Source organism: Spirillospora sp. NPDC048911 (genome assembly GCF_043198015.1).
GTDB lineage: Bacteria > Actinomycetota > Actinomycetes > Streptosporangiales > Streptosporangiaceae > Spirillospora.
This window is the reverse complement of record NZ_JBICUD010000004.1, coordinates 119797-139324: the sequence shown is the minus strand read 5'-3', so window position 1 is coordinate 139324 and position 19528 is coordinate 119797. Positions and strand designations below refer to the sequence as shown.

Annotated in this window: 20 protein-coding genes; 6 read left to right on the top strand and 14 right to left on the bottom strand. The window is 71.5% G+C overall.

The window, feature by feature from the left end; all coding sequences use genetic code 11:
- Positions 1 to 96 precede the first annotated feature (96 nt).
- Complete coding sequence (locus ACGFNU_RS18770; protein WP_392595137.1) at positions 97 to 1416, top strand: acyltransferase family protein; 1320 nt, start codon at positions 97 to 99, stop codon at positions 1414 to 1416.
- A 483-nt stretch (positions 1417 to 1899) separates the two neighbouring features.
- Here the strand turns inward: ACGFNU_RS18770 and ACGFNU_RS18765 are convergent, their stop codons facing one another.
- The 9 genes from ACGFNU_RS18765 to uvrC all read right to left on the bottom strand — a co-directional run bounded on the left by ACGFNU_RS18765 (position 1900) and on the right by uvrC (position 11121).
- Complete coding sequence (locus ACGFNU_RS18765) at positions 1900 to 2274, bottom strand: RNA polymerase-binding protein RbpA (RefSeq protein ID WP_392595135.1); 375 nt, start codon at positions 2272 to 2274, stop codon at positions 1900 to 1902.
- Between the two features lie 89 nt (positions 2275 to 2363).
- A complete protein-coding gene (secG, locus tag ACGFNU_RS18760) occupies positions 2364 to 2603 on the bottom strand; it encodes a preprotein translocase subunit SecG (RefSeq protein WP_392595133.1) in 240 nt (79 codons plus the stop codon).
- A gap of 163 nt (positions 2604 to 2766) precedes the next feature.
- Entirely contained in the window at positions 2767 to 3561 is a 795-nt protein-coding gene (tpiA, locus tag ACGFNU_RS18755; protein ID WP_392595132.1) for a triose-phosphate isomerase, read from the bottom strand.
- Positions 3562 to 3564: 3 nt separating this feature from the next.
- Positions 3565 to 4752: a phosphoglycerate kinase gene (locus tag ACGFNU_RS18750; protein WP_392595130.1), complete on the bottom strand. Its 1188-nt coding sequence runs from the start codon at positions 4750 to 4752 to the stop codon at positions 3565 to 3567.
- A gap of 74 nt (positions 4753 to 4826) precedes the next feature.
- Entirely contained in the window at positions 4827 to 5831 is a 1005-nt protein-coding gene (gene gap, locus ACGFNU_RS18745; protein WP_392595128.1) for a type I glyceraldehyde-3-phosphate dehydrogenase, read from the bottom strand.
- Between the two features lie 304 nt (positions 5832 to 6135).
- Positions 6136 to 7116, bottom strand: coding sequence for a DNA-binding protein WhiA (whiA, locus tag ACGFNU_RS18740; RefSeq protein WP_392595126.1), 981 nt, complete (start codon positions 7114 to 7116; stop codon positions 6136 to 6138).
- 60 nt (positions 7117 to 7176) lie between these two features.
- A complete protein-coding gene (gene yvcK, locus ACGFNU_RS18735; RefSeq protein WP_392596465.1) occupies positions 7177 to 8130 on the bottom strand; it encodes a uridine diphosphate-N-acetylglucosamine-binding protein YvcK in 954 nt (317 codons plus the stop codon).
- A gap of 40 nt (positions 8131 to 8170) precedes the next feature.
- Complete coding sequence (gene rapZ / locus ACGFNU_RS18730; protein ID WP_392595124.1) at positions 8171 to 9049, bottom strand: RNase adapter RapZ; 879 nt, start codon at positions 9047 to 9049, stop codon at positions 8171 to 8173.
- Positions 9046 to 11121: an excinuclease ABC subunit UvrC gene (gene uvrC, locus ACGFNU_RS18725; RefSeq protein ID WP_392595123.1), complete on the bottom strand. Its 2076-nt coding sequence runs from the start codon at positions 11119 to 11121 to the stop codon at positions 9046 to 9048. Before uvrC ends, rapZ begins: the two co-directional genes overlap by 4 nt.
- Positions 11122 to 11345: 224 nt before the next feature.
- On the opposite strand from uvrC, the gene ACGFNU_RS18720 reads away from it, so the two are divergent.
- Positions 11346 to 12398 carry a mechanosensitive ion channel family protein gene (locus ACGFNU_RS18720; protein ID WP_392595121.1) on the top strand — a complete coding sequence of 351 codons (1053 nt, stop codon included), beginning with the start codon at positions 11346 to 11348 and terminating at the stop codon, positions 12396 to 12398.
- A 74-nt stretch (positions 12399 to 12472) separates the two neighbouring features.
- Here ACGFNU_RS18720 and ACGFNU_RS18715 read toward each other — a convergent pair whose 3' ends face one another.
- The gene (locus ACGFNU_RS18715) at positions 12473 to 12964 is read right to left on the bottom strand and encodes a Rieske (2Fe-2S) protein (protein WP_392595119.1); all 492 of its coding nucleotides are present in this window, start codon (positions 12962 to 12964) and stop codon (positions 12473 to 12475) included.
- A 180-nt stretch (positions 12965 to 13144) separates the two neighbouring features.
- Here ACGFNU_RS18715 and ACGFNU_RS18710 point away from each other — a divergent pair, with 180 nt between their 5' ends.
- The 3 genes from ACGFNU_RS18710 to ACGFNU_RS18700 all read left to right on the top strand — a co-directional run bounded on the left by ACGFNU_RS18710 (position 13145) and on the right by ACGFNU_RS18700 (position 15169).
- Positions 13145 to 13885 carry a hypothetical protein gene (locus ACGFNU_RS18710; protein ID WP_392595118.1) on the top strand — a complete coding sequence of 247 codons (741 nt, stop codon included), beginning with the start codon at positions 13145 to 13147 and terminating at the stop codon, positions 13883 to 13885.
- 274 nt (positions 13886 to 14159) lie between these two features.
- Positions 14160 to 14543 (top strand): STAS domain-containing protein, encoded by a 384-nt coding sequence (locus ACGFNU_RS18705; protein ID WP_392595116.1) that lies wholly within the window; start codon positions 14160 to 14162, stop codon positions 14541 to 14543.
- Positions 14540 to 15169, top strand: coding sequence for a GAF domain-containing protein (locus ACGFNU_RS18700; RefSeq protein WP_392595115.1), 630 nt, complete (start codon positions 14540 to 14542; stop codon positions 15167 to 15169). The genes ACGFNU_RS18705 and ACGFNU_RS18700 overlap by 4 nt, the downstream gene beginning before the upstream one ends.
- A 228-nt stretch (positions 15170 to 15397) precedes the next feature.
- Here ACGFNU_RS18700 and ACGFNU_RS18695 read toward each other — a convergent pair whose 3' ends face one another.
- Positions 15398 to 15622, bottom strand: coding sequence for a hypothetical protein (locus ACGFNU_RS18695; protein ID WP_392595114.1), 225 nt, complete (start codon positions 15620 to 15622; stop codon positions 15398 to 15400).
- Positions 15623 to 15886: 264 nt separating this feature from the next.
- Here ACGFNU_RS18695 and ACGFNU_RS18690 point away from each other — a divergent pair, with 264 nt between their 5' ends.
- Positions 15887 to 16090, top strand: coding sequence for a cold-shock protein (locus ACGFNU_RS18690; protein WP_392595112.1), 204 nt, complete (start codon positions 15887 to 15889; stop codon positions 16088 to 16090).
- A 64-nt stretch (positions 16091 to 16154) separates the two neighbouring features.
- Here ACGFNU_RS18690 and ACGFNU_RS18685 read toward each other — a convergent pair whose 3' ends face one another.
- From ACGFNU_RS18685 to ACGFNU_RS18675, 3 genes are read right to left on the bottom strand one after another with little or no spacing between them, the layout of a single operon-like run.
- The gene (locus ACGFNU_RS18685) at positions 16155 to 16739 is read right to left on the bottom strand and encodes a sarcosine oxidase subunit gamma (protein WP_392596464.1); all 585 of its coding nucleotides are present in this window, start codon (positions 16737 to 16739) and stop codon (positions 16155 to 16157) included.
- Positions 16732 to 19251 carry a 2Fe-2S iron-sulfur cluster-binding protein gene (locus tag ACGFNU_RS18680; protein ID WP_392595110.1) on the bottom strand — a complete coding sequence of 840 codons (2520 nt, stop codon included), beginning with the start codon at positions 19249 to 19251 and terminating at the stop codon, positions 16732 to 16734. The genes ACGFNU_RS18685 and ACGFNU_RS18680 overlap by 8 nt, the downstream gene beginning before the upstream one ends.
- Positions 19248 to 19517 carry a sarcosine oxidase subunit delta gene (locus tag ACGFNU_RS18675; protein ID WP_392595108.1) on the bottom strand — a complete coding sequence of 90 codons (270 nt, stop codon included), beginning with the start codon at positions 19515 to 19517 and terminating at the stop codon, positions 19248 to 19250. The genes ACGFNU_RS18680 and ACGFNU_RS18675 overlap by 4 nt, the downstream gene beginning before the upstream one ends.
- Positions 19518 to 19528 lie beyond the last annotated feature (11 nt).

The following is a 19528-nucleotide window of genomic DNA, read 5'->3' as shown; positions in this document are numbered from 1 at the left end:
GAGCGCGGACGGGCCGTTATGAGAAAGTGATGAACTTCCGGTGAGTTCGCGAGAATCCGGTCCGGGCACTTCTCCGGTGCCACTAGGGTCCGTTGGATGACCAAAACCGGACATCAAGCCTCACCTGTCCCGGTGATGTCGTCTCCGGGCGCCGGACGGCTCGGCTGGCTGGACGCGCTGCGCGGTCTCGCGGCGCTCACGGTGGCCTTCCACCACGGCACCGCGCGCTTCACGCCGTCCTTCCACAAGGACATGCTCGCGTGGTTCGACCCCGGACTGGCAGGTGTCCTGGTCTTCTTCCTGGTCAGCGGCTACATCATCCCGGCCTCGCTGGAACGCACCGGCTCGTTCCGCCGGTTCTGGATCAGCCGGGCCTTCCGCATCTACCCGCTGCTGCTGGTGGCGCTGGGCGCGGTCCTGGTGCTGGAGGCGACCGCGCTGCCCGTGCTCCCCGGCGGCCTCGACGCGTACGATCCGATCGCCGTGACCTTGTCGCATCTGACGATGTTGCAGGAGCTCCTCGCGGTTCCGAACGCCCTCACGGTGCTCTGGACGCTGTCGTACGAGATGGCGTTCTACCTGCTGGCCGTCGCCTTCTTCGCGGCCGGGACGCACCGGCGGTCGAGCGGCATCGCGCTGACCCTCGCCGTCGGCGCCGTGGTCCTCGCGGGCGTGCTCCCCAGCATGGCGCTGGCCACGGGCGCCGGGGTCACCCCGCTCGTGCTCGGCACGGGCGTCGCCGTCGTGGCGGCCATCGGCCTCGCCTGCTCGCGCAACCCGGCGGGCCGCCGGGCCGGCGCGCTCCTTGGCGGGGCGGTGGCCATGGCGTTGCTGCTGTTCAACGCCCGCATCCCGGCCTGGCAAGGTTTGATCATCCTGGCGGTGATGTTCACCGGCACCGCCCTGTACCGGGCGGAGCGGGGTCAGATCCGCCGGCGGTCGGCCGCGCTCACGGCCGCGGTCGTGGCCGGGACGGCCTGCCTGCTCGGCGCGATGCGCCTGAGCGCCTGGAACGCGGAGACGACCGACTGGGCCGTGCGGCGCGCCTGGATCTCCGCCGTGCTGGTGGCGGCGGTCGTCTTCGCCCTCGGGTATGCGCTGCGCCACCGCTCCATGCCCCAGGCCCTCACCCGGCTCGGAGTGATCAGCTACTCGGTCTACCTGCTCCACCCGGTGGTACTGGTGGCCCTGGAGAAGATCGCGGGACTCTCCGCCTCGGAGCGTCCGCTCCTCATGATCGTGTTCTTCGCCGCGCTGCTCCCCCTGGCCCACTGCACGCAACGGCTGGTGGAGGCCCCGGCCCAGCGCCTCGGCCGCAGCCTGACCCGCCGCCTGGCCGACCGTCCCGAGACGCCACCCGCCCCCGTGCCGCAGAAGACCCCCGAACCCGCCCTGGCCTCCACCCGAACCACCTGACCAGCCGCTCCACCCGAATACCATCGCCGTCTGATCAGCTGCGCCACGCAAATGCCGGCGCCGCCTGGTCAGCAGCGGCACCTGCATACCACCGCCACTTGACCAGCGACACCGCCTGAACGGCACCGGCGTCTGCGCCCGCGCCATGGCGCCTCACCAGCGGCTCCGGAACGCCAGCGGCGCTTGACCAGCAGCGCCACCTGAACAGCAGCGCCGCCCGGACAGCAACGGCATCTGCGCCCGCGCCACCTCGCCGTGGCGCCTATCAGCGGCTCCGGAACGCCGGCGGTACTTGATCGCCAGCGGCGCGCCATCTGGACGGCAGCGCCATGTGGACGCCAACGCCGGCTGATCAGCGGCGGAACCTATACGCCGCTCGGACGCGCGTTTGATCGGGAGGGGCCGGGCAGGCGGCAGGGCCCGGCTTCCCTGGTGGGGAGCCGGGCCCTGCCGTTGGCTGCGCGTGTCTGGTACCGGTGGTCGTCAGACGCGGGCGGCGGCCTCCATGGCGGCCTTGACGGCGGCGCGCTTCTGGCGCAGCTTGGCCAGGGCCTCCTCGAGGATGGCCTCGCCGTCCTCGTCGCTGCGACGCTCCTTCACGTACGCCAGGTGCGTCTTGTAGGGCTCCGTCTTCGGCGGAGCGGGGGGGTTGGTCGAATCCTGGCCCGCCGGGAACCCGCAGCGCGGGCAATCCCACGTGTCGGGCACCGCGACGTCCGTCGCGAAGCTGGGGCGGGTCTCGTGCCGGTTGGCGCAGTAGAAGGTCACCCAGACACGGGGCGCTGCGTCCCCGCGCTCGGCCTCTCCCATCGGCCCTGCTCCGACACGGCTGCCCCGAATCGCGTTACCACTACCCACGGACTACTCCTCGCTCAAAGTTCCGCTGCCGCCCGCCTGCCTGACCCCGGCCGGAGCGGCGATCGTTCGTGTGTGCCCGCCTGCTCGGCTCAGGCGCCCTTGCTCTTGAACAACAGCCCGAGGACGACGATCGAGGCGAACCAGATCACGCCCGTGCCGATCGTCAGCCGGTCGAGGTTGCGCTCCACCACCGACGAGCCGCCCAGGGAGGACGAGACGCCGCCGCCGAACATGTCGGACAGGCCGCCGCCCTTGCCCTTGTGCATCAGGACGAGAACCACCATCAGCAGGCTCGTGAGGATGAGCACGATGGACGTTGCGAGAATCACAGCAGTTGCGCCTCTTCTGGCCACCCCCGCTGACGCGGGGCTTGTCGTATTCAAGGACGGACGTTCGAGCCGGGCGGTTTACCCGTCAGCTACGAAGGGTACGACGAACTCTTCGCTGGTTCGTCAAGAACCCCCATGTCGTAGCCGAATTGATCAGAATTGATCAGACGGGCAGGTCACGGTACCGGCAGATCTTGACGAACTCACCCGGGTCGAGGCTGGCACCTCCGACCAGAGCGCCGTCGACATCGGGCTGGGCCATGATCCCGGCGATGTTGGCACCCTTCACCGACCCTCCGTACAGGATACGTACGGAATCGGCGATCTCGCCGTCATAGAGCTCGGCGAGCCGGGACCGGATCGCGCCGCAGACCTCCTGGGCGTCCTGCGGGGTGGCGACCTCGCCGGTGCCGATGGCCCAGACGGGCTCGTACGCGATCACGATGGTCCTGGCCTGGTCGGCCGGGATCTTCTCCAGCCCCCCGTCGACCTGGGCCAGCGTGTGGGCGACCTGCTCGCCCGCCTTGCGGACGTCCAGCCCCTCGCCGACGCACATGATCGGCGTCAGCTCGTTCGCGAAGGCGGCCTTCACCTTGGCGTTCACCACGGCCTCGTCCTCGTGGTGGTACTGGCGGCGCTCGGAGTGGCCGATCGTCACGTACGAGCAGCCCAGCTTGGCCAGCATCGCGCCGGAGATCTCACCGGTGTACGCGCCGGAGGCGTGCTGGGAGATGTCCTGCGCGCCGTACTGGATCCGGAGGCGGTCGGCGTCCACCAGCGTCTGCACCGAGCGGATGTCGGTGTAGGGCGGCAGCACGACCACGTCGACGGCCTCGTGGTCGGCCTCCTTGAGCCCGAACGCGAGCTTCTGCACCAGCGCGATCGCCTCGAGGTGGTTGCAGTTCATCTTCCAGTTGCCGGCCATCACCGGCTTGCGGGCGGGGGCTTTGGGAGCCATGTGTCAGTCCTCCAGCGCTTGCAGGCCGGGCAGCGTCTTGCCCTCGAGGTATTCGAGGCTGGCGCCGCCGCCGGTCGAGATGTGGGAGAAGGCGCCCTCGTCGAAGCCGAGGGTCCGCACGGCCGCGGCGGAGTCGCCGCCGCCGACGACGGTGAACGCGCCGGAGTCGATCAGGCCCTGCGCGACGGCGCGGGTGCCGTGGGAGTAGGGCTCCATCTCGAAGACGCCCATCGGGCCGTTCCAGAACACCGTCCTGGTGCCCGCCAGCCGGGACGCGAAGAGCTTCCCGGACTCGGGGCCGATGTCGAGGCCGATCCGGTCGGCCGGGATGGCGTCGGCGGCCACCACGTCGTGGCCGGCGTCGGCGGCGAAGGCCGTGGCGGCGACGATGTCGACCGGCAGCACGAACTCCACGCCCGTCTCGTCCGCACGTCGCAGGTAGTCGCGGACGGTGTCGAGCTGGTCTTCTTCGAGCAGGCTCTTGCCGACCTCGTGGCCCTGGGCCTTGAGGAAGGTGAAGACCATGCCGCCGCCGATGAGGATGCGGTCGGCCTTGCCCAGCAGGTTGTCGATCACGCCGAGCTTGTCGGAGACCTTGGAGCCGCCGAGCACCACCGCGTACGGGCGCTCGACCTCCTCGGTGAGCTTCTTCAGGACCGCGACCTCGGTGACGATCAGGCCGCCGGCCGCGTGCGGGAGCCGCCGGGGGACGTCGTAGACGCTGGCGTGCTTGCGGTGCACCGCACCGAAGCCGTCGCCCACGTAGACCTCGGCGAGAGCGGCGAGCCTGTCTGCGAACGCGCCGCGCTCGGCATCGTCCTTGCTGGTCTCCCCCGCCTCGAAGCGGAGGTTTTCGAGCAGCGCCACCTGGCCGTCGTCAAGGCCGCCGGCCGCGGCCTGTGCGGACTCCCCGACGACATCGGTGGCGAACGTGACGTCGGCACCGAGCAACTCACCCAGCCGCTTGGCGACGGGGGCGAGCGAGAACTCGGGCTTGGCCTCGCCCTTGGGACGGCCGAGGTGGGCGCAGACGATGACCTTGGCGCCCTTCTCCCGCAGCGCCGTGATCGTCGGCACGCTGGCCCGGATCCGGCCGTCGTCGGTGATCTTCCCGTCCTGGAGGGGGACGTTCAGGTCCGCGCGGACCAGCACCCGCTTCCCGGCGACGTCGAGATCGTCAATGGTGCGCATCGAAACGCGTGTCCTTCCGGAAGACGACACCGCCGTGATCACGCGGACGCATGATCACGGCGGAACGGGCGCTGTCAGAGGCTGGAGCCGACGAGCTTGACGAGGTCGACGAGGCGGTTGGAGTAGCCCCACTCGTTGTCGTACCAGCCGACGACCTTCACCTGGTTGCCGATGACCTTGGTCAGCCCGGAGTCGAAGATGCAGGAGGCCGGGTCGGTGACGATGTCCGAGGAGACGATCGGGTCCTCGGTGTAGGTCAGGTAGCCCTTGAGCGGTCCCTCGGCGGCGGCCTTGAACGCGGCGTTGACCTCGTCCACCGTGACCTCCTGGCCCAGGGTGGCGGTCAGGTCGGTGGCCGAGCCGGTCGGCACCGGGACGCGCAGCGCGTAGCCGTCGAGCTTGCCGTTGAGCTCGGGCAGCACCAGGCCGATGGCCTTCGCGGCGCCGGTCGACGTCGGCACGACGTTGAGCGCGGCCGCGCGGGCGCGACGCAGGTCCTTGTGCGGGGCGTCCTGGAGGTTCTGGTCCTGGGTGTAGGCGTGGATCGTCGTCATCAGGCCCTTCTCGATGACGAAGTTGTCGTGCAGCACCTTGGCCAGCGGAGCCAGGCAGTTGGTGGTGCAGGACGCGTTGGAGATGACCGTGTGGGCCGCCGGGTCGTACTTGTCCTCGTTGGCGCCCAGGACGAGGGTGATGTCCTCGTTCTTGGCCGGCGCCGAGATGATGACCTTCTTGGCGCCGTTGTCGGCGTGCACCTTGGCCTTGGTGGCGTCGGTGAAGAAGCCGGTCGACTCGACGACGATGTCGACGCCCAGGTCACCCCACTTGAGGGCCCCCGGGTCGCGCTCCTCGAACGCCTTGATCGCCTTGCCGCCCACGATGATCTCGTCGGCGGTCGCGGTGACCTCCTCCGGGAACCGGCCCAGGATGCTGTCGTACTTGAGCAGCGTGGCCAGCGTCTGGTTGTCGGTCAGGTCGTTGACCGCCACGACCTCGATGTCGGCCCCGCTCGCCTTGATCGCGCGGAAGAAGTTGCGGCCGATGCGGCCGAACCCGTTGATGCCTACTCGGATGGTCACGGAACGCCACTCCTCGTACGTCGATGTCCAGCTTGCTGGGAAGGGACCGCAAGGGCCCTTCCATCAGCGACCCTACCGAACCCCGGCCCCCCGCATCGCCACCGGTCGGGTGTGATCTACCGAGGGATTCCCCCTCCCCCGCCCGAGGGACCCGGCCCGCCGACCCGCATCCGCACGCGACTGCGCTACCTGAGCCGGAGCGAGCGCCAGCGAAGCTCCGCGCGAAGATCGCGAAGCGATGTCGCAGTCGCCGCTTTTGCGGTTCGGGTCCGAGCCGCCAGGCGAGGGCCCGAGGCCGTAAGAGCTATGAATTCAGCATGTCGGCGGTGAGGTTGGCCTCGGTGCCCGGAACGCCCTGGTCTTGGGCGCGCTTGTCGGCCATCGCCAGCAGACGCCTTATACGGCCCGCGATCGCGTCCTTCGTGAGCGGCGGGTCGGCGAGCTGGCCCAGCTCTTCCAGCGAGGCCTGCTTGTGCTCCAGGCGCAGGCGGCCCGCGTTGACGAGGTGCTCGGGAGCGTCGTCGCCGAGGATCTCCAGGGCGCGGGCGACGCGGGCGCCGGCGGCGACGGCGGCGCGGGCCGAGCGGCGCAGGTTGGCGTCGTCGAAGTTGGCCAGCCGGTTGGCGGTGGCGCGGACCTCGCGGCGCATCCGCCGCTCTTCCCAGGCCAGCACGCTGTCGTGCGCGCCGAGCCGGGTGAGCAGCGCGCTGATGGCGTCGCCGTCGCGCACCACGACCCGGTCGACGCCGCGGACCTCGCGCGCCTTGGCGTGGATCTTGAGCCGGCGGGCGGCGCCGACCAGCGCCAGCGCGGCCTCGGGGCCCGGGCAGGTCACTTCGAGTGACATGGAGCGGCCCGGCTCGGTGAGCGAGCCGTGCGCGAGGAACGCGCCGCGCCAGGCCGACTCGGCGTCGCAGGCCGCCCCCGACACCACGTGCCGGGGCAGCCCGCGCACGGGCCGCCCGTTGTTGTCGATCAGGCCCGTCTGGCGCGCCAGGGACTCACCGTCCCGGAACACGCGTACGACGTAGCGGTTGCCCTTGCGCAGGCCGCTGGGCGCGAGCACCACCACGTCCGACGTGTGCCCGAACACCTCGGCGATGTCCTTGCGCAGCCGCCGGGCGGCGGACCCGGTGTCGATCTCCGCCTCGATCACGATGCGCCCGCTGACCAGATGCAGGCCGCCGGCGAAGCGCAGCAGCGTCGACACCTCGGCCTTGCGGCAACACGGCTTCATGACGGACAGCCTGCTCAGCTCGTCCTTCACCAACCCGGTCATCGCCATAGATGAACCCTCCCCCTAATGAACTTCCTGCAGTCTGGCCGATCGCGGCCCCCGCGGTTGTCAGTCAGCGAATATCTGTACGAAGGCTTGGGCCAGCAGGGTGGGATCATGACGTGGCGACCCGTCCGGCGCGGCGACGTCGGCGAGCACCAGGGCGCCGCCGAGGGCCTGGACGGCCTTGTCGAGGGCGGCGGTGTCGTCGACGACACCCCGGTCGGCGAGGACGACGTCGACCCGGAGGCCGGGGGCGTGCGCCTGCAGCACCTCGAGATGGGTCTGCGGCGAGAAGTCGTCGGTCTCCCCGGGCTGCGGCACCAGGTTCAAGGCGACGATCCGCCGGGCGCGGGTCTCGGTCAGGGCCCGGGCGAGCTCGGGGACCTTCAGGTGCGGGAGCACGCTGGTGAACCAGGAGCCCGGCCCGAACACCACCCAGTCGGCCTCCTCCACCGCCCGCAGCGCCTCCGGGCACGCGGGCGGGTCGGTCGGCACGAGGGACACGCTGAGCACCGTGCCGGGCGTCTTGGCGCACGCCACCTGGCCCTTGACCCTGGAGATGTCGTCGGGACGGGCCGGATCGGCGCCGCGCACCTCGGCGACGATGTCCATCGGCACCGACGCCATCGGCAGGACCCGGCCCTGGGCGCCGAGCAGGCGGCCCACCCAGTCGAGCCCCTCGACGGCGGCCTCGGCGCCCAGCAGCTCCCAGAGCGCGACGATCAGCAGGTTGCCGACGGCGTGGTCGTGCAGGTCGCCCTGGCTGCGGAAGCGGTGCTGCACGACGTCGCGCCAGGTCTGGCCCCACTCGTCGTCGCCGCAGAGCGCGGCCAGCGCCATCCGCAGGTCGCCGGGCGGCAGCACACCGAGCTCCTTGCGCAGCCGGCCGCTGGAGCCGCCGTCGTCGGCGACCGTCACCACGGCGGTCAGCCGGTCGGTCACATGGCGCAGCGCCGACAACGACGCGTAGAGGCCGTGGCCCCCGCCGAGCGCGACGACCTTGGGCCCAGGGGGGTTCACCGTGCCGCTCGTCTCCTCGTGCCGTACCTGATCGGAACGCTCACTCACGACCGAGATCACGATGGGCGACCTGAACCTCGATGCCCTCGTCCCGCAGCCGGACGGCGAGCTGTTCTGCCATGGCCACACTACGGTGTTTGCCGCCCGTGCATCCCACGGCGAGCGTGACGTAGTGCTTGCCCTCGCGCTCGTAGCCGTCGGTCAGCAGCCGCAGGACCTCGGTGTAGGCGTCGAGGAACTCCTTGGCGCCGCGCTGCCCCAGGACGTAGTCGCGGACCGGGGCGTCGCGGCCGGTCTGGGGGCGCAGCTCGGGCACCCAGTGGGGGTTGGGCAGGAAGCGGCAGTCGACGACGAGGTCGGCGTCGACCGGCAGGCCGTACTTGTAGCCGAACGAGAGCACGGTGGCGCGCAGCCGGGACTCGCCGGTGTCGTTGCCGAAGAAGCCGACGATCTTGGCGCGCAGCTGGTGCACGTTCAGGTCGCTGGTGTCGAGCACCAGGTCTGCCTCGGCGCGCACCTCGCGGACCCGCTCGCGCTCGCGGGCGATGCCGTCGGTGAGGGTGCCGTCGCCCTGCAGCGGGTGGGGCCGCCGCACGCTCTCGAAGCGGCGCACCAGGGCGGCGTCGGACGCCTCCAGGAACACCACGCGAGGGTGGACGCCGCGGGCCTCGAGGTCCTCGATCGAGGAGTGCAGGTCGGCGGTGAAGGCGCGGCTGCGCACGTCGACCACGACGGCGATGCGCGGCACCGCGTCCTTGACCCGGCCGCCCAGGTCGGCCATGGTCGCCAGCAGCCCCGGCGGGAGGTTGTCGACCACGAACCAGTCGAGGTCCTCCAGCGACTTGGCGGCCGTGCTGCGGCCCGCCCCGGACATGCCGGTGACGATGACGATGTCCGGGACCCGTGTCTCGGCGGTCATGTCGGCTCCCCCCTGTCGTCGGCCCTGTGCTCGTCGTCGGCCGCGCCCGCGCGTTCACCGATCGCCGCTGTCGCGGACCCGCCCGGGACCGGCGCTCCCCCGAGCGCGGCGGCGATCTGCGCGCCGCTGCGCAGCCCGATGCCCGGCACCTCGGCGATCTGCTCGGGCGTCGCTTCCTTCAAGCGCTTGAGCGAGCCGAAATGTTTCAGCAGGGCCTTGCGGCGTGCCGGGCCCAGACCGGGAACGTTGTCGAGCTCGCTCGCCGTCATCGTCTTGGAACGTTTCTGGCGGTGGAAATTGATCGCGAACCGGTGCGCCTCGTCCCGCAGCCGCTGGACGAGGTACATACTCTCGCTGTTGCGCGGCAGGATCACCGGGTCGTCGTCGCCGGGCAGCCAGATCTCCTCCAGCCGCTTGGCGATGCCGCAGACGTCGATGTCGTCGATGCCGAGCTCGTCGAGCGCCCGCTGCGCCGCCGCGACCTGCGGCGGGCCGCCGTCGACGAGGACCAGGTTGGGCGGGTAGGCGAACTTGCGCGGACGGCCCGTCTCGGGATCGATCGGCTGGTGCGCCGCGCTCTCGTCCGGGCGGGGCTCCGCGTCACCTGCCGCGCCCTCCGCCGGCCCTGCCTCCGCGCCCGCCTCGGGGTCGCCGAGGGAGTCGAGCTCGCCCATCTTCTCGCTCTCGGCGAGGTAGCGCTTGAACCGGCGGCTGATCACCTCGTGGATGGACCGGACGTCGTCCTGCCCCTCGACCGCCTTGATGGTGAAGCGGCGGTACTCGCTCTTGCGGGCGAGCCCGTCCTCGAACACCACCATGGAGGCGACCACGTTGGTGCCCTGCAGGTTGGAGACGTCGTAGCACTCGATCCGCAGCGGCGCCTCGTCCAGGTCGAGGGCCTCCTGGATCTCCTGCAGCGCCTTGCTGCGGGTGGTCAGGTCGCTGGCCCGGCGCGTCTTGTGCTGCTTGAGCGCCTCCATCGCGTTGCGCTGCACCGTCTCGAGCAGCGCCTTCTTGTCGCCGCGCCGGGGCACCCGCAGGCGGACGGGGCCGCCGCGCTGCTCGCTCAGCAGCTCGGTCATGGCCTCCTCGTCCGGCGGCAGCGCCGGGACCAGCACCTCGCGCGGCACCGAGTCGCTCTCGCTGTAGATCTGGATGAGGAAGTCCTCGACGAGGTCGCCGGTGGTGACGGCCTCGACCTTGTCGACGACCCAGCCGCGCTGGCCGCGGATGCGCCCGCCCCGCACGTAGAAGACCTGGACGGCCGCCTCGAGCTCGTCCTCGAAGAGGGCGATCATGTCGCAGTCGGTCGTGTCGCCGAGCACGACGGTCTGCTTCTCCAGCGCGCGTTCGAGGGCGCGGATGTCGTCGCGCAGCCGCGCGGCGCGCTCGTACTCCTGGGACGCGGCGGCCTCGCGCATGTCGCGTTCGAGCCGCTTGATGAACCGGCCGGTGTTGCCCGCCATGAAGTCGCCGAAGTCCTCGGCGAGGAGCCGGTGCTCCTCGGGCGTCACCCGCCCCACGCACGGCGCCGAGCACTTGTCGATGTAGCCGAGCAGGCAGGGCCGGTCGAGCTGGTGCTGCCGCTTGAACACGCCCGGGCGGCAGGTGCGCACGGGGAACACGCGCAGCAGCTGGTCGACGGTCTCCCTGATCGCCCACGCGTGGGAATAGGGACCGAAGTAACGCACGCCCTTGCGCTTGGCGCCCCGCATCACCATCACCCTCGGAAACTCCTCGTCGAGGGTGACGGCCAGATACGGATAGGACTTGTCGTCGCGGTAACGGACGTTGAACCGGGGGTCGAACTCCTTGATCCAGGAGTATTCGAGCTGGAGGGCCTCGACCTCGGTGCCGACGACCGTCCAGTCGACGCGGGCGGCGGTCTGCACCATCGTCTGCGTGCGGGGGTGGAGCCCGGCGAAGTCGGCGAAGTAGGAGTTGAGCCGGGAGCGCAGGCTCTTGGCCTTGCCCACGTAGATGACCCGCCCGTGCTCGTCGCGGAAGCGGTACACCCCCGGCGAGTCTGGGATGGACCCCGGGGCGGGTCGGTAGGTCGCCGGATCTGCCACGCCACAAAGCCTAGTGGGCGCCGCCGACAGAGTACGCGTGAGCGGGCCTCCGCCCGCCTCCGGCCACGATCGTCATCCGTCTCCGCCCGCCGCCGCCGCGATGGCCCCGATGTGACCCAGGTCTCACGGGGTGATCCAAATCTCGATTCGGCCCCGCGAAGATCGGAAAGGGACACCCGGATGACGCCCAGGCCGCGATCAAGATCAAGGGAGGTCGTCCGGACGTGTCCGCGCTCTGGTCCTGGATCATTCTGGCGATAGCCGTCACCACCTCGGTGATCGTGGTGGAGGGCGGCCGCCGGCTGCTGGCCGGCCGGCATTCGCGGCGGTGGCCCGCCGTCGGCGCCGTCGCGCGCCGCTGCACCGCGCCCGCCTTCGCCACCGCCGCCGTGGTCAGCGCGAACGCCGCCATGCCGTACGAACTGCTCGGCGACGGGGCGAGCGGAGTGGTCCGGCACGGGATGCGGATCGCGGCGATCGGCGCCGCCACCTGGCTGCTGCTGCGGATCTCCTACGCGCTCACCGATCCGGCACTGAACCGGCTGACCCGCATCGAGGGTGAGCGCAACCGCCGGGCCCGCCGGGCGCGCACCCAGATGATGCTGCTCCGCCGGATCGCGGCGGTCGTGGTGGTGATCCTCGCGATCGGCGCGGCGCTGTTCACGTTCCCGGCGGTGCGGGCCCTGGGGGCCGGAGTGCTCGCCTCGGCCGGTGTCGCCGGGCTGGTCGTCGGCATCGCGGCCCGGCCGACGCTGGGCAACCTGTTCGCCGGGCTGCAGCTGGCGTTCAGCGACGCGCTGCGCCTTGACGACGTGGTGGTCGTCCAGGGGCAGTGGGGCCGCGTCGAGGAGCTCACCCTGTCGTACGTCGTGGTACACCTCTGGGACGACCGGCGGCTGATCCTGCCCGTCTCCTACTTCACCGAGCAGCCGTTCGAGAACTGGACCCGCCACTCCAGCAGGGTCATGGGAACCGTGCTCATGCACGTGGACTGGTCGGTGCCGGTGGAGGAGCTTCGCACCGAGGTCTACTCCTACCTGCGCGACAACCCGCTGTGGGACCGCCGCGAATGGGTGCTGGAGGTCACCGACGTCCTCCCGAACGGGCTGGTGCAGGTGCGCGCCCTGATGAGCGCGGCCGACTCCGCCAGTGCCTGGGATCTGCGCTGCGACGTGCGCGAGCACCTGGTGCGCTACATTCGCGAGAACCATCCGCACGCGTTGCCCAAGTTCCGCACGGAACTTCCCGAGCCCCTCCTCACCCACGCCGATGGCTGACGGAGGGGCCCGGGATCCGCGCGTCCGGGCACGCCGGGCGCCCCGCGCGAGCGGGCGCACCGGGCGAACCGGCGTCAGGCGAGCTTGATCTGCCCGTCGGCGACCGTGACCTGCTTCTCCTCCAGCGGGTCCTTCGCCGGGCCGGCGGCCACCGAGCCGTCCGTGATCTTGAACTTGCTGCCGTGGCACGGGCAGTTGATCGTGCCGCCGGCGACCTCGTCGACCGGGCACTTCTTGTGCGTGCAGATCGCGCTGAACGCCTTGAACTGGCCCTGCGCCGGCTGGACGACGACGATCTTCTGGTCCTTGAAGACCTTGCCACCGCCCACCGGGATCTCGCTCGCCTGTGCCAGCGCCGCCCCGCCGCCACCGGTGCCGGCCGCCGGCGACTGCTGCCCGGCGTCGCCGCCCGAATCGCCCGAGTCATCGGACCCGCCGCAGGCCGCGACCACTCCCGCGGCGCCGGCGAGCCCGACCCCGATGAGGACCCCGCGCCGGGTGTTGCCCTTGTCCGGTGCCGCGGTGGCCTCCTGCTCCGCCTTCTCCACCTGCGATGCGGACTCCATCACCATGAACCTCATACCTCCGTGTGCGGCGTTCGATTACTCCCCTGTCACAGGGGGATACGTATGAGTGACGCTGAAGGTTCAATTCTGAACAGATCAACCGGTCAAGATCACGCCGCGCCGGCCCGTTCTCGCCCCGCGGGCTCGACTCCGGGGCCGCTCATTGGTTTCACTGGACTCATGGCCGAGCTGCCCACACCAGACCCGGACATGGTCCGCGCGGCACGCCACCATCTCACGTCCCGCTACGCGACGGGGGTGGCCGCCGTGCTCTGGGAGATGCACAAACATCCGATGCACGACCTGGACGCCATCACCCAGGTCCTCAAGGCTGCGCGAGGGGACGACACCGACACCGCGCAAGGGTCTCAGGAGGAATCCGAGGATCCTCCTGAAGCGGACGCCATGGACGTGGGAGCCGCGCTGCTCCTGCTGGCCGCCGTACGCCTCGACGTCGACAAGCTGGAAGCCGGGCTCTTCGACAGGGCGCTCGAGCTCGGCATGAACTACGAGCAGATCGCCAGCACGCTGGATCTACGCGACGCCGAAGCGGCCCGGCGCCGCCACAAGTCCCTGAACCGGCGCGCCCGGGTCCCGGCGGACGAGGTGGAGCCCGTTCAGTTCGGCGGGACCGACGAGCGCGTGGCACGCGGCAGCGCCGCCGCCCAGCGCGCGGCGGAGGCGGCCGCCCGCACGGAGCAGCTCGAACGCCGCCGCCGCGACCTGCGGCGGCCGGAGCTCGACCCCGAGGCGGCGGCCGGCCACGCGGCCGCGGCGGCCCGGCACGAGAGCGCGCTCCGCGACGGCCACGGCGACGCCGCGCACCACCAGCGCCAGGCCGCGCACCACCGCCGGGCGGCGCGGGCCGATCGCAGGGACGCCGCCGAACTCGCCGGCGAACTGGGAGAAGACGGCACCTGACCGCGTCGTGCGGCGATCGTGACCGGGCGCGAGCGCAGTTGAAGGCGTACACTCGTGTCGACCGAGGGTTTCCAGATGCGGGCAGCAAAGCCGGCGTCGCCCCGGTTCCCCACTCCGTGGGCCCCGCGCGGGGCCCGGACAGGTCCGGCGCCCATGCCGCCGCAGTACCAGCTTCGACGCCGGGCACCGGTCCGGCCGGCTCCGCGGTGAGCACCACGTCCCCCGCCACGTCGGCGCCGCCGACGACCGTCCGACCCTGGATCGGAGATCCGGCATGACCGACCATCCGGCGCGGGACGAAGCCGGGATGACGCTCGAACGCGCGCCCGGGCACGTCCTCATCGGAATCCGCGGCGAGCTCGACATCGCGTCCACCCCGGACCTGCGGGGCCCGCTCTACGCCGCGCTGCGCGACCCCGGCCCCCTGGTGGTCATCGACCTCTCGGGCGTGACGTTCTGCGACGTGTCGGGCCTGGCCCTGCTGGTCGGCGCGCGCCGCCGGACACGGCCGCACGACGTCTCGATCGTCCTCGCGGCCCCCCGGCCCCAGCTGGAACGGCTCCTGAGCCTCACCGGCCTCAAGCGCGCGTTCACCATCCGCCGCTCGGTGCGCGAGGCGATCTCGCCTGGCGCCGGCACCCGTTCGACCGCGGCATGACCGCGGCCGGTTCCACTCCCGAGAGAGCCCAGGTGGTCCAGAAGATGTGGAACGACGAGGTGGCAGGCGACGAGGTCGCGCCGGTCAAGTGGGCCCCCGCGGGACGGACGTGGAGCTCTGGCGACCCCGAGCGGCTCGCGGCGTCGTTCGAGCTGATGTCGGTGATCCTGGACGGCGCCGGCCTGACGGACGTGCTGGGGCGGGTCGCGACGAACGCCCGCGCCATGGCCCGGGCCCGGCTGGCCTTCATCGCGCTGCCCCAGGACGACCCGAACCTCCTGCGCGTGGAGATCGCCGTCGGCGACGACGGCGATCGTGTCCTCGGCCTCACGGTCCGCCGCGGCCGCTCGATGATCGGCCGGGTGTTCGCCACCCGCCGGGCGCTGTCGGCACGGGTCGCCGTGGACCAGGCCCTGACCGGGCTGCCGGCCGGGCCCATCCTGCTGCTGCCGCTGGAGACGGGCGAGGCCACCCGCGGCGTGCTGGCGGTGGTCGGCCGTCCCGGCGATCTGCCGCTCAGCGCCTCGGTCACGCGCAACCTCGCGCTGTTCGCGGGCATGGCGGCGACGCTGATCGAGCTCGCCGAGGAACGCCGCGCGGCCGACCGGACCGCGGAGATGCGCTAGCCCACCGCGATGCGCGGGCTTGCCGAGGTGCGCGGGCTTGTCAGGATGCGCAGCCCTGTCGGAATGCGTCGGCTCGTCCGGGCGCGTGGGAACGTCCGGACGTGTCGGTTCGTTGGAGGGTACGTCGGCTCGTCCGGCGGCCGGTGGGTCCGGGCGCCGGAGGGTGCGGGAATGGGCGGAGCCGGCCCGTGCCCCTCGGGGACGCGGGCCTGGTGGGTCCGGGACGGATCAGAGCTTGAAGAGCTTGGCGTAGGGCGCGATGATGCGCGCCTTCACCGTGCCGAAGTCAACGAGGACGGCTTGCCCCTCGACCTCGAGAACGCGTCCAAGACCGTGCTTGTCATGAGTCACCTGGTCGCCCAGCTCGAACTCCTTGACCGGCGGCGCCGGGAGCGGAGGCTTGAAGGGGCTGGTCGGCAGGTGTCGCCGTTTGGCTGATCGGGAGGGTTTCATCGCTCCCCAGTATGCGCCACCGAGGCGGATTCCGGTGCATTTCCCCGGCACCTGACCTTGAATTTTGCCATCGGGAGCAAGTTGACCACGGCGGCCCGGACGTGTGCTACCGTGTGTGCGTTGCGGTTCCCATAAACATTGTTGTGTGCGCCTGACGGTTCCTCCTCAGGCGCTTTTTGTTTTTCTGGATCTTCCGGATGGGCGGTCGCGGCGTCCTCGTGCCCACAAGGGGTGGGTTCGAGGCCTATCCAGAAGGAGATGGCTATGGCCACCGGTACTGTCAAGTGGTTCAACTCGGAAAAGGGCTTCGGCTTCATCGAGCAGGACGGCGGAGGCCCTGACGTCTTCGCCCACTACTCGAACATCGCCTCCCAGGGCTTCCGTGAGCTCCAGGAAGGCCAGAAGGTGTCGTTCGACGTCACCCAGGGCCAGAAGGGTCTCCAGGCCGAGAACATCGTTCCCGCCTGACCTGAATCGCCGATGATGCCCGTGGCGGGCACGGCCTGACGGCCGCCGCCCGCCACGGGCATCGTCATGCCCGGGCGAGGTGTTCGGTCATGGCGTCCAGGAGCCAGCGCGTCAGGTAGTCGGCATAGGACGCGCGAACGAAGATGCGGTAGTCGCGAGGCGCGGTTTGGTGCAGGACCACCTGGGCCTGGGCGAGGTTCGTCTGGGCGCAGGTGCCGGGGGCGAAGGCGCGGGGGTGCAGATCCAGGGCGCAGCCGTGGCGGAGGACCTCATGGGCGGCGGGCCCGCTGAGCTCCAGGACGGTGCGGGCGGCGGAGACGTCCACGGCCGAGCCGCAGGCACCGCCGCAGTCGCCGCCGATCGCCGAGCGCAGCCCGGCCACGAGGCCGGGGGCGCGATTCTGGTGGTCGACGATCAGATACCAGCCCGGCCCCATCCAGAGGACGTGCGGATCGCCCCTGCCCGTGGCCCGGTGGGGTGCGGGGACATCGCAGGAGAGGAACTGGCCCACCCGGGGGCCGAACGAGTCGGCGTCCTCGTCGTCCAGGCGGAGCTCCACCTGGGCGGGGAACGGTAGCTCGCGCAGGCGGACGGGACCTCCGGTGCGGGCCAGGGCGCCTGAGAGATGCTCGATCGCGCTTCTAGGCATCGCCGTCACGGCGGCTCCCCTCCTTGTCGTAGGCGACAGGATCGGTGACCTCCACAGGGATGGCCCTGGTGGAGTCGACCGCGTAGATGCGTTCGCCGAGGCGGCTGGTCCCATTGGCCAGGAGGGCCAGGGCGAACGAGCCGACCGTGCCCCTGTAGGCGGAGGTCACGTGGCCCTGCATGGTGGTCGCCTCCGGAGCGGCGACGAGCTGGGAGCCTTCGGTCAGGACGTGGGACTGGTCGAGTGGGCGCAGGCCCACCAGCTGCTTGCGGTCGGGGCGGATGGTGTCGGGACGGCGCAGGGAGCGGCGGCCGAGCCAGTCGCCCTCGGCGGCGACCGCCCAGGCCAGGCCCGCGTCCAGGGGCGTGACCGTGCCGTCGGTCTCCTGGCCCGCGATGATGTAGCCCTTCTCGGCCCGCAGGACGTGCATGGTCTCGGTGCCGTAGGGGGTGGCGCCGGCGTTGATCACCGCTTCCCAGAGGGTCAGGCCGTGCCAGGACGGGACGTTGATCTCGTACGCGAGCTCGCCGCTGAAGCTGATCCGGAAGACGCGGGCGGGGATTCCGGCGACCACCGCCGGACGGACCGCCATGAACGGGAAGGGCTCCGGAAGGGTCGTGAGGGTCTGGAGGGCGTCCCGGGAACGGGGGCCGACGAGGGCGACGGTGGCCCACTGGTCGGTGACCGACGTGCAGCGCACGCAGAGGTCAGGCCACTCGTGCAGCCACTCCTCCAGCCAGTCGAGGACGAGCGCGGCGTTGCCCGTGGTCGTCGTCAGGTGGAAGTGGTCGGGACCCAGCCGCGCCACCACCCCGTCGTCGAAGATCATCCCGTCGGTGCCGCACATGACGCCGTAGCGGCAGCGGCCGGCGCGCAGGGCGGCGAAGCGGCCGGTGTAGATCCGGTCGAGGAACTCGGCGGCGTCCGGGCCCTGGACATCGACCTTGCCGAGCGTGGACGCGTCGAGGGCGGCGACGGACTCCCGGGCCGCCCGGCATTCGCGCAGGACCGCCTCCTCCATCGACTCGCCGCCGCGGGGGTAGTACCAGGGACGCTTCCAGTCGCCGACATCCTCGAAGACCGCGCCGTGCTCCTCGTGCCAGCCGTGCATCGGTGTCCGCCGAGCCGGGGCTAGGAGGTCGCCACGGTCTCGCCCGGCGAGCAGGGCGAACGAGATCGGCTCGATCGGGGGGCGCTGGGTCGTGGTCTGCTCGCCCAGAAGGCGGGCGGTGATGACGCCCGACGTGCGGCCCTGGTCGGCGGCGGTGCCGATCGTGGTGTAGCGCTTGACGTGCTCGCCGGAGGTGAGGCCCGCCCCGGTCGCCCGCCGAACGTCCGCGAGAGTGGCGTCCCGCTGGAGATCGACGTACACGCGTGCGGTGTCGTGGCCGGGGACGTGCTCGGCGGCGCGGCCGACGACGCCCAGCGCCGCTCCGGCGACTTCGATGTCGCCGCGCCCTCCCCCGTCGGGGATGAACGCGGCGCGCTCGTCGGACCAGCGTGTCCGGCCGCCGGCCTGCGTGTAGAGGCCCAGGTTCGGGCTCCAGCCGCCGGAGACGGCGAGGAGGTCGCAGGGCACGCGCTCGCCTCCGATGAGCGCGGCGCGCAGGACCCCGTCCTCATCGGCCTCGGTGCCGTCGACGGCCAGCCCGGCACGCGCGTCCACGATCCGGGCGATCTCGATGCCCGCCGCCTCCAGGGCCGCCGCGGAGTCGAGGGCGCCGTCGTGGGCCGCGAAGACCACCGCGCGGCGGCCCGGGAGCACGCCGTAGCGCTCGGCGTAGGACACCGCGGCCCCGGCCAGCATGACCCCGGGGCGGTCGTTGTCCGGGAAGAGCATCGGCCGTTCGAGCACGCCCGTGGCGAGCACGGTCCGCTGCGCGCGGATGTGCCAGAGACGCCGGCGGGCCATGTACGGCGGCGCGTCGTCGCCCAGGTGGTCGGCGCGCCGTTCGACGGCGACGAGGAGGTCATGGTCGTGGTAGCCGGTGACCGTGGTGCGGGTCAGGACGGTGAGGTCCTGGTAGCGCTGGATCTCGCCGCTCAGCTCCGGCTGGTCGTCGGCGAGGATGACCCGCGCCCCGAACGCGGCGGCCGCGCGGGCGGCGGCGATCCCCGCCGGGCCGCCGCCGACCACCAGCACGTCGCAGTGGGCGTACGTCTTGTCGTAGCGGCTCGGGTCGGGACGGTCGATGAGGCGGCCGCGGCCGGCGAGCGACACCGCGCGCAGGCCGTCGTACACCTCCAGGCCGGTGGCGCGCACCATCGGCTCGCCGGGACCGGCCTCGACCTGGACGAACGCGTTCGGCTCCTCCGCGCCGGCGCTGTAGACGCCGCGCGGACGGCCGCTGTAGGGCCCGCGCGCCACGATCCGCACGCCGTGGGCCAGCAGCGCGGAGGCGAGGGTGTCACCCGGGTGCGCCTCGTAGGCGACTCCGTCGAACGTGAAGGTCAACGTGCGCGAGCGGTCGATGCGGGAGCCGCCCGCAGGGGTACGGAACGGGCCGGTCATGCGGGCGTCTCCGATGAGGGCGTCTCCGGGAGGAACTCGTAGGTGACCGTGTCCCTGGCCACGTCGACCCAGCGGCGGCAGCCCGCCGTGTGCACCCACCTCTCTTCGAACCGGCCCTTGGGGTTGTCGCGCATGAAGAGGTAGTCGGCCCAGGCCACGTCGTCCAGCGCCTCCGGATCGGACGGGAAGACGACATGCGCCTGCCCTCCGTACCGGAACTCCGTCTCCGGCCGGTCGCCGCACCACGGGCACGGAATCAGCAACATCGATGTCCCCC

What these genes read in the sequence shown, in the direction of transcription:
- ACGFNU_RS18690 (WP_392595112.1), top strand. Translation starts at nt 15,887, where the DNA reads ATGGCCACCGGTACTGTCAAGTGGTTCAACTCGGAAAAGGGCTTCGGC.
- ACGFNU_RS18705 (WP_392595116.1), top strand. Translation starts at nt 14,160, where the DNA reads ATGACCGACCATCCGGCGCGGGACGAAGCCGGGATGACGCTCGAACGC.
- rapZ (WP_392595124.1), bottom strand. Translation starts at nt 9,049, where the DNA reads ATGACCGCCGAGACACGGGTCCCGGACATCGTCATCGTCACCGGCATG.
- ACGFNU_RS18680 (WP_392595110.1), bottom strand. Translation starts at nt 19,251, where the DNA reads ATGACCGGCCCGTTCCGTACCCCTGCGGGCGGCTCCCGCATCGACCGC.
- ACGFNU_RS18770 (WP_392595137.1), top strand. Translation starts at nt 97, where the DNA reads ATGACCAAAACCGGACATCAAGCCTCACCTGTCCCGGTGATGTCGTCT.
- tpiA (WP_392595132.1), bottom strand. Translation starts at nt 3,561, where the DNA reads ATGGCTCCCAAAGCCCCCGCCCGCAAGCCGGTGATGGCCGGCAACTGG.
- ACGFNU_RS18710 (WP_392595118.1), top strand. Translation starts at nt 13,145, where the DNA reads ATGGCCGAGCTGCCCACACCAGACCCGGACATGGTCCGCGCGGCACGC.
- ACGFNU_RS18700 (WP_392595115.1), top strand. Translation starts at nt 14,540, where the DNA reads ATGACCGCGGCCGGTTCCACTCCCGAGAGAGCCCAGGTGGTCCAGAAG.
- ACGFNU_RS18750 (WP_392595130.1), bottom strand. Translation starts at nt 4,752, where the DNA reads ATGCGCACCATTGACGATCTCGACGTCGCCGGGAAGCGGGTGCTGGTC.
- ACGFNU_RS18695 (WP_392595114.1), bottom strand. Translation starts at nt 15,622, where the DNA reads ATGAAACCCTCCCGATCAGCCAAACGGCGACACCTGCCGACCAGCCCC.
- ACGFNU_RS18685 (WP_392596464.1), bottom strand. Translation starts at nt 16,739, where the DNA reads ATGCCTAGAAGCGCGATCGAGCATCTCTCAGGCGCCCTGGCCCGCACC.
- ACGFNU_RS18715 (WP_392595119.1), bottom strand. Translation starts at nt 12,964, where the DNA reads ATGGAGTCCGCATCGCAGGTGGAGAAGGCGGAGCAGGAGGCCACCGCG.
- ACGFNU_RS18675 (WP_392595108.1), bottom strand. Translation starts at nt 19,517, where the DNA reads ATGTTGCTGATTCCGTGCCCGTGGTGCGGCGACCGGCCGGAGACGGAG.
- whiA (WP_392595126.1), bottom strand. Translation starts at nt 7,116, where the DNA reads ATGGCGATGACCGGGTTGGTGAAGGACGAGCTGAGCAGGCTGTCCGTC.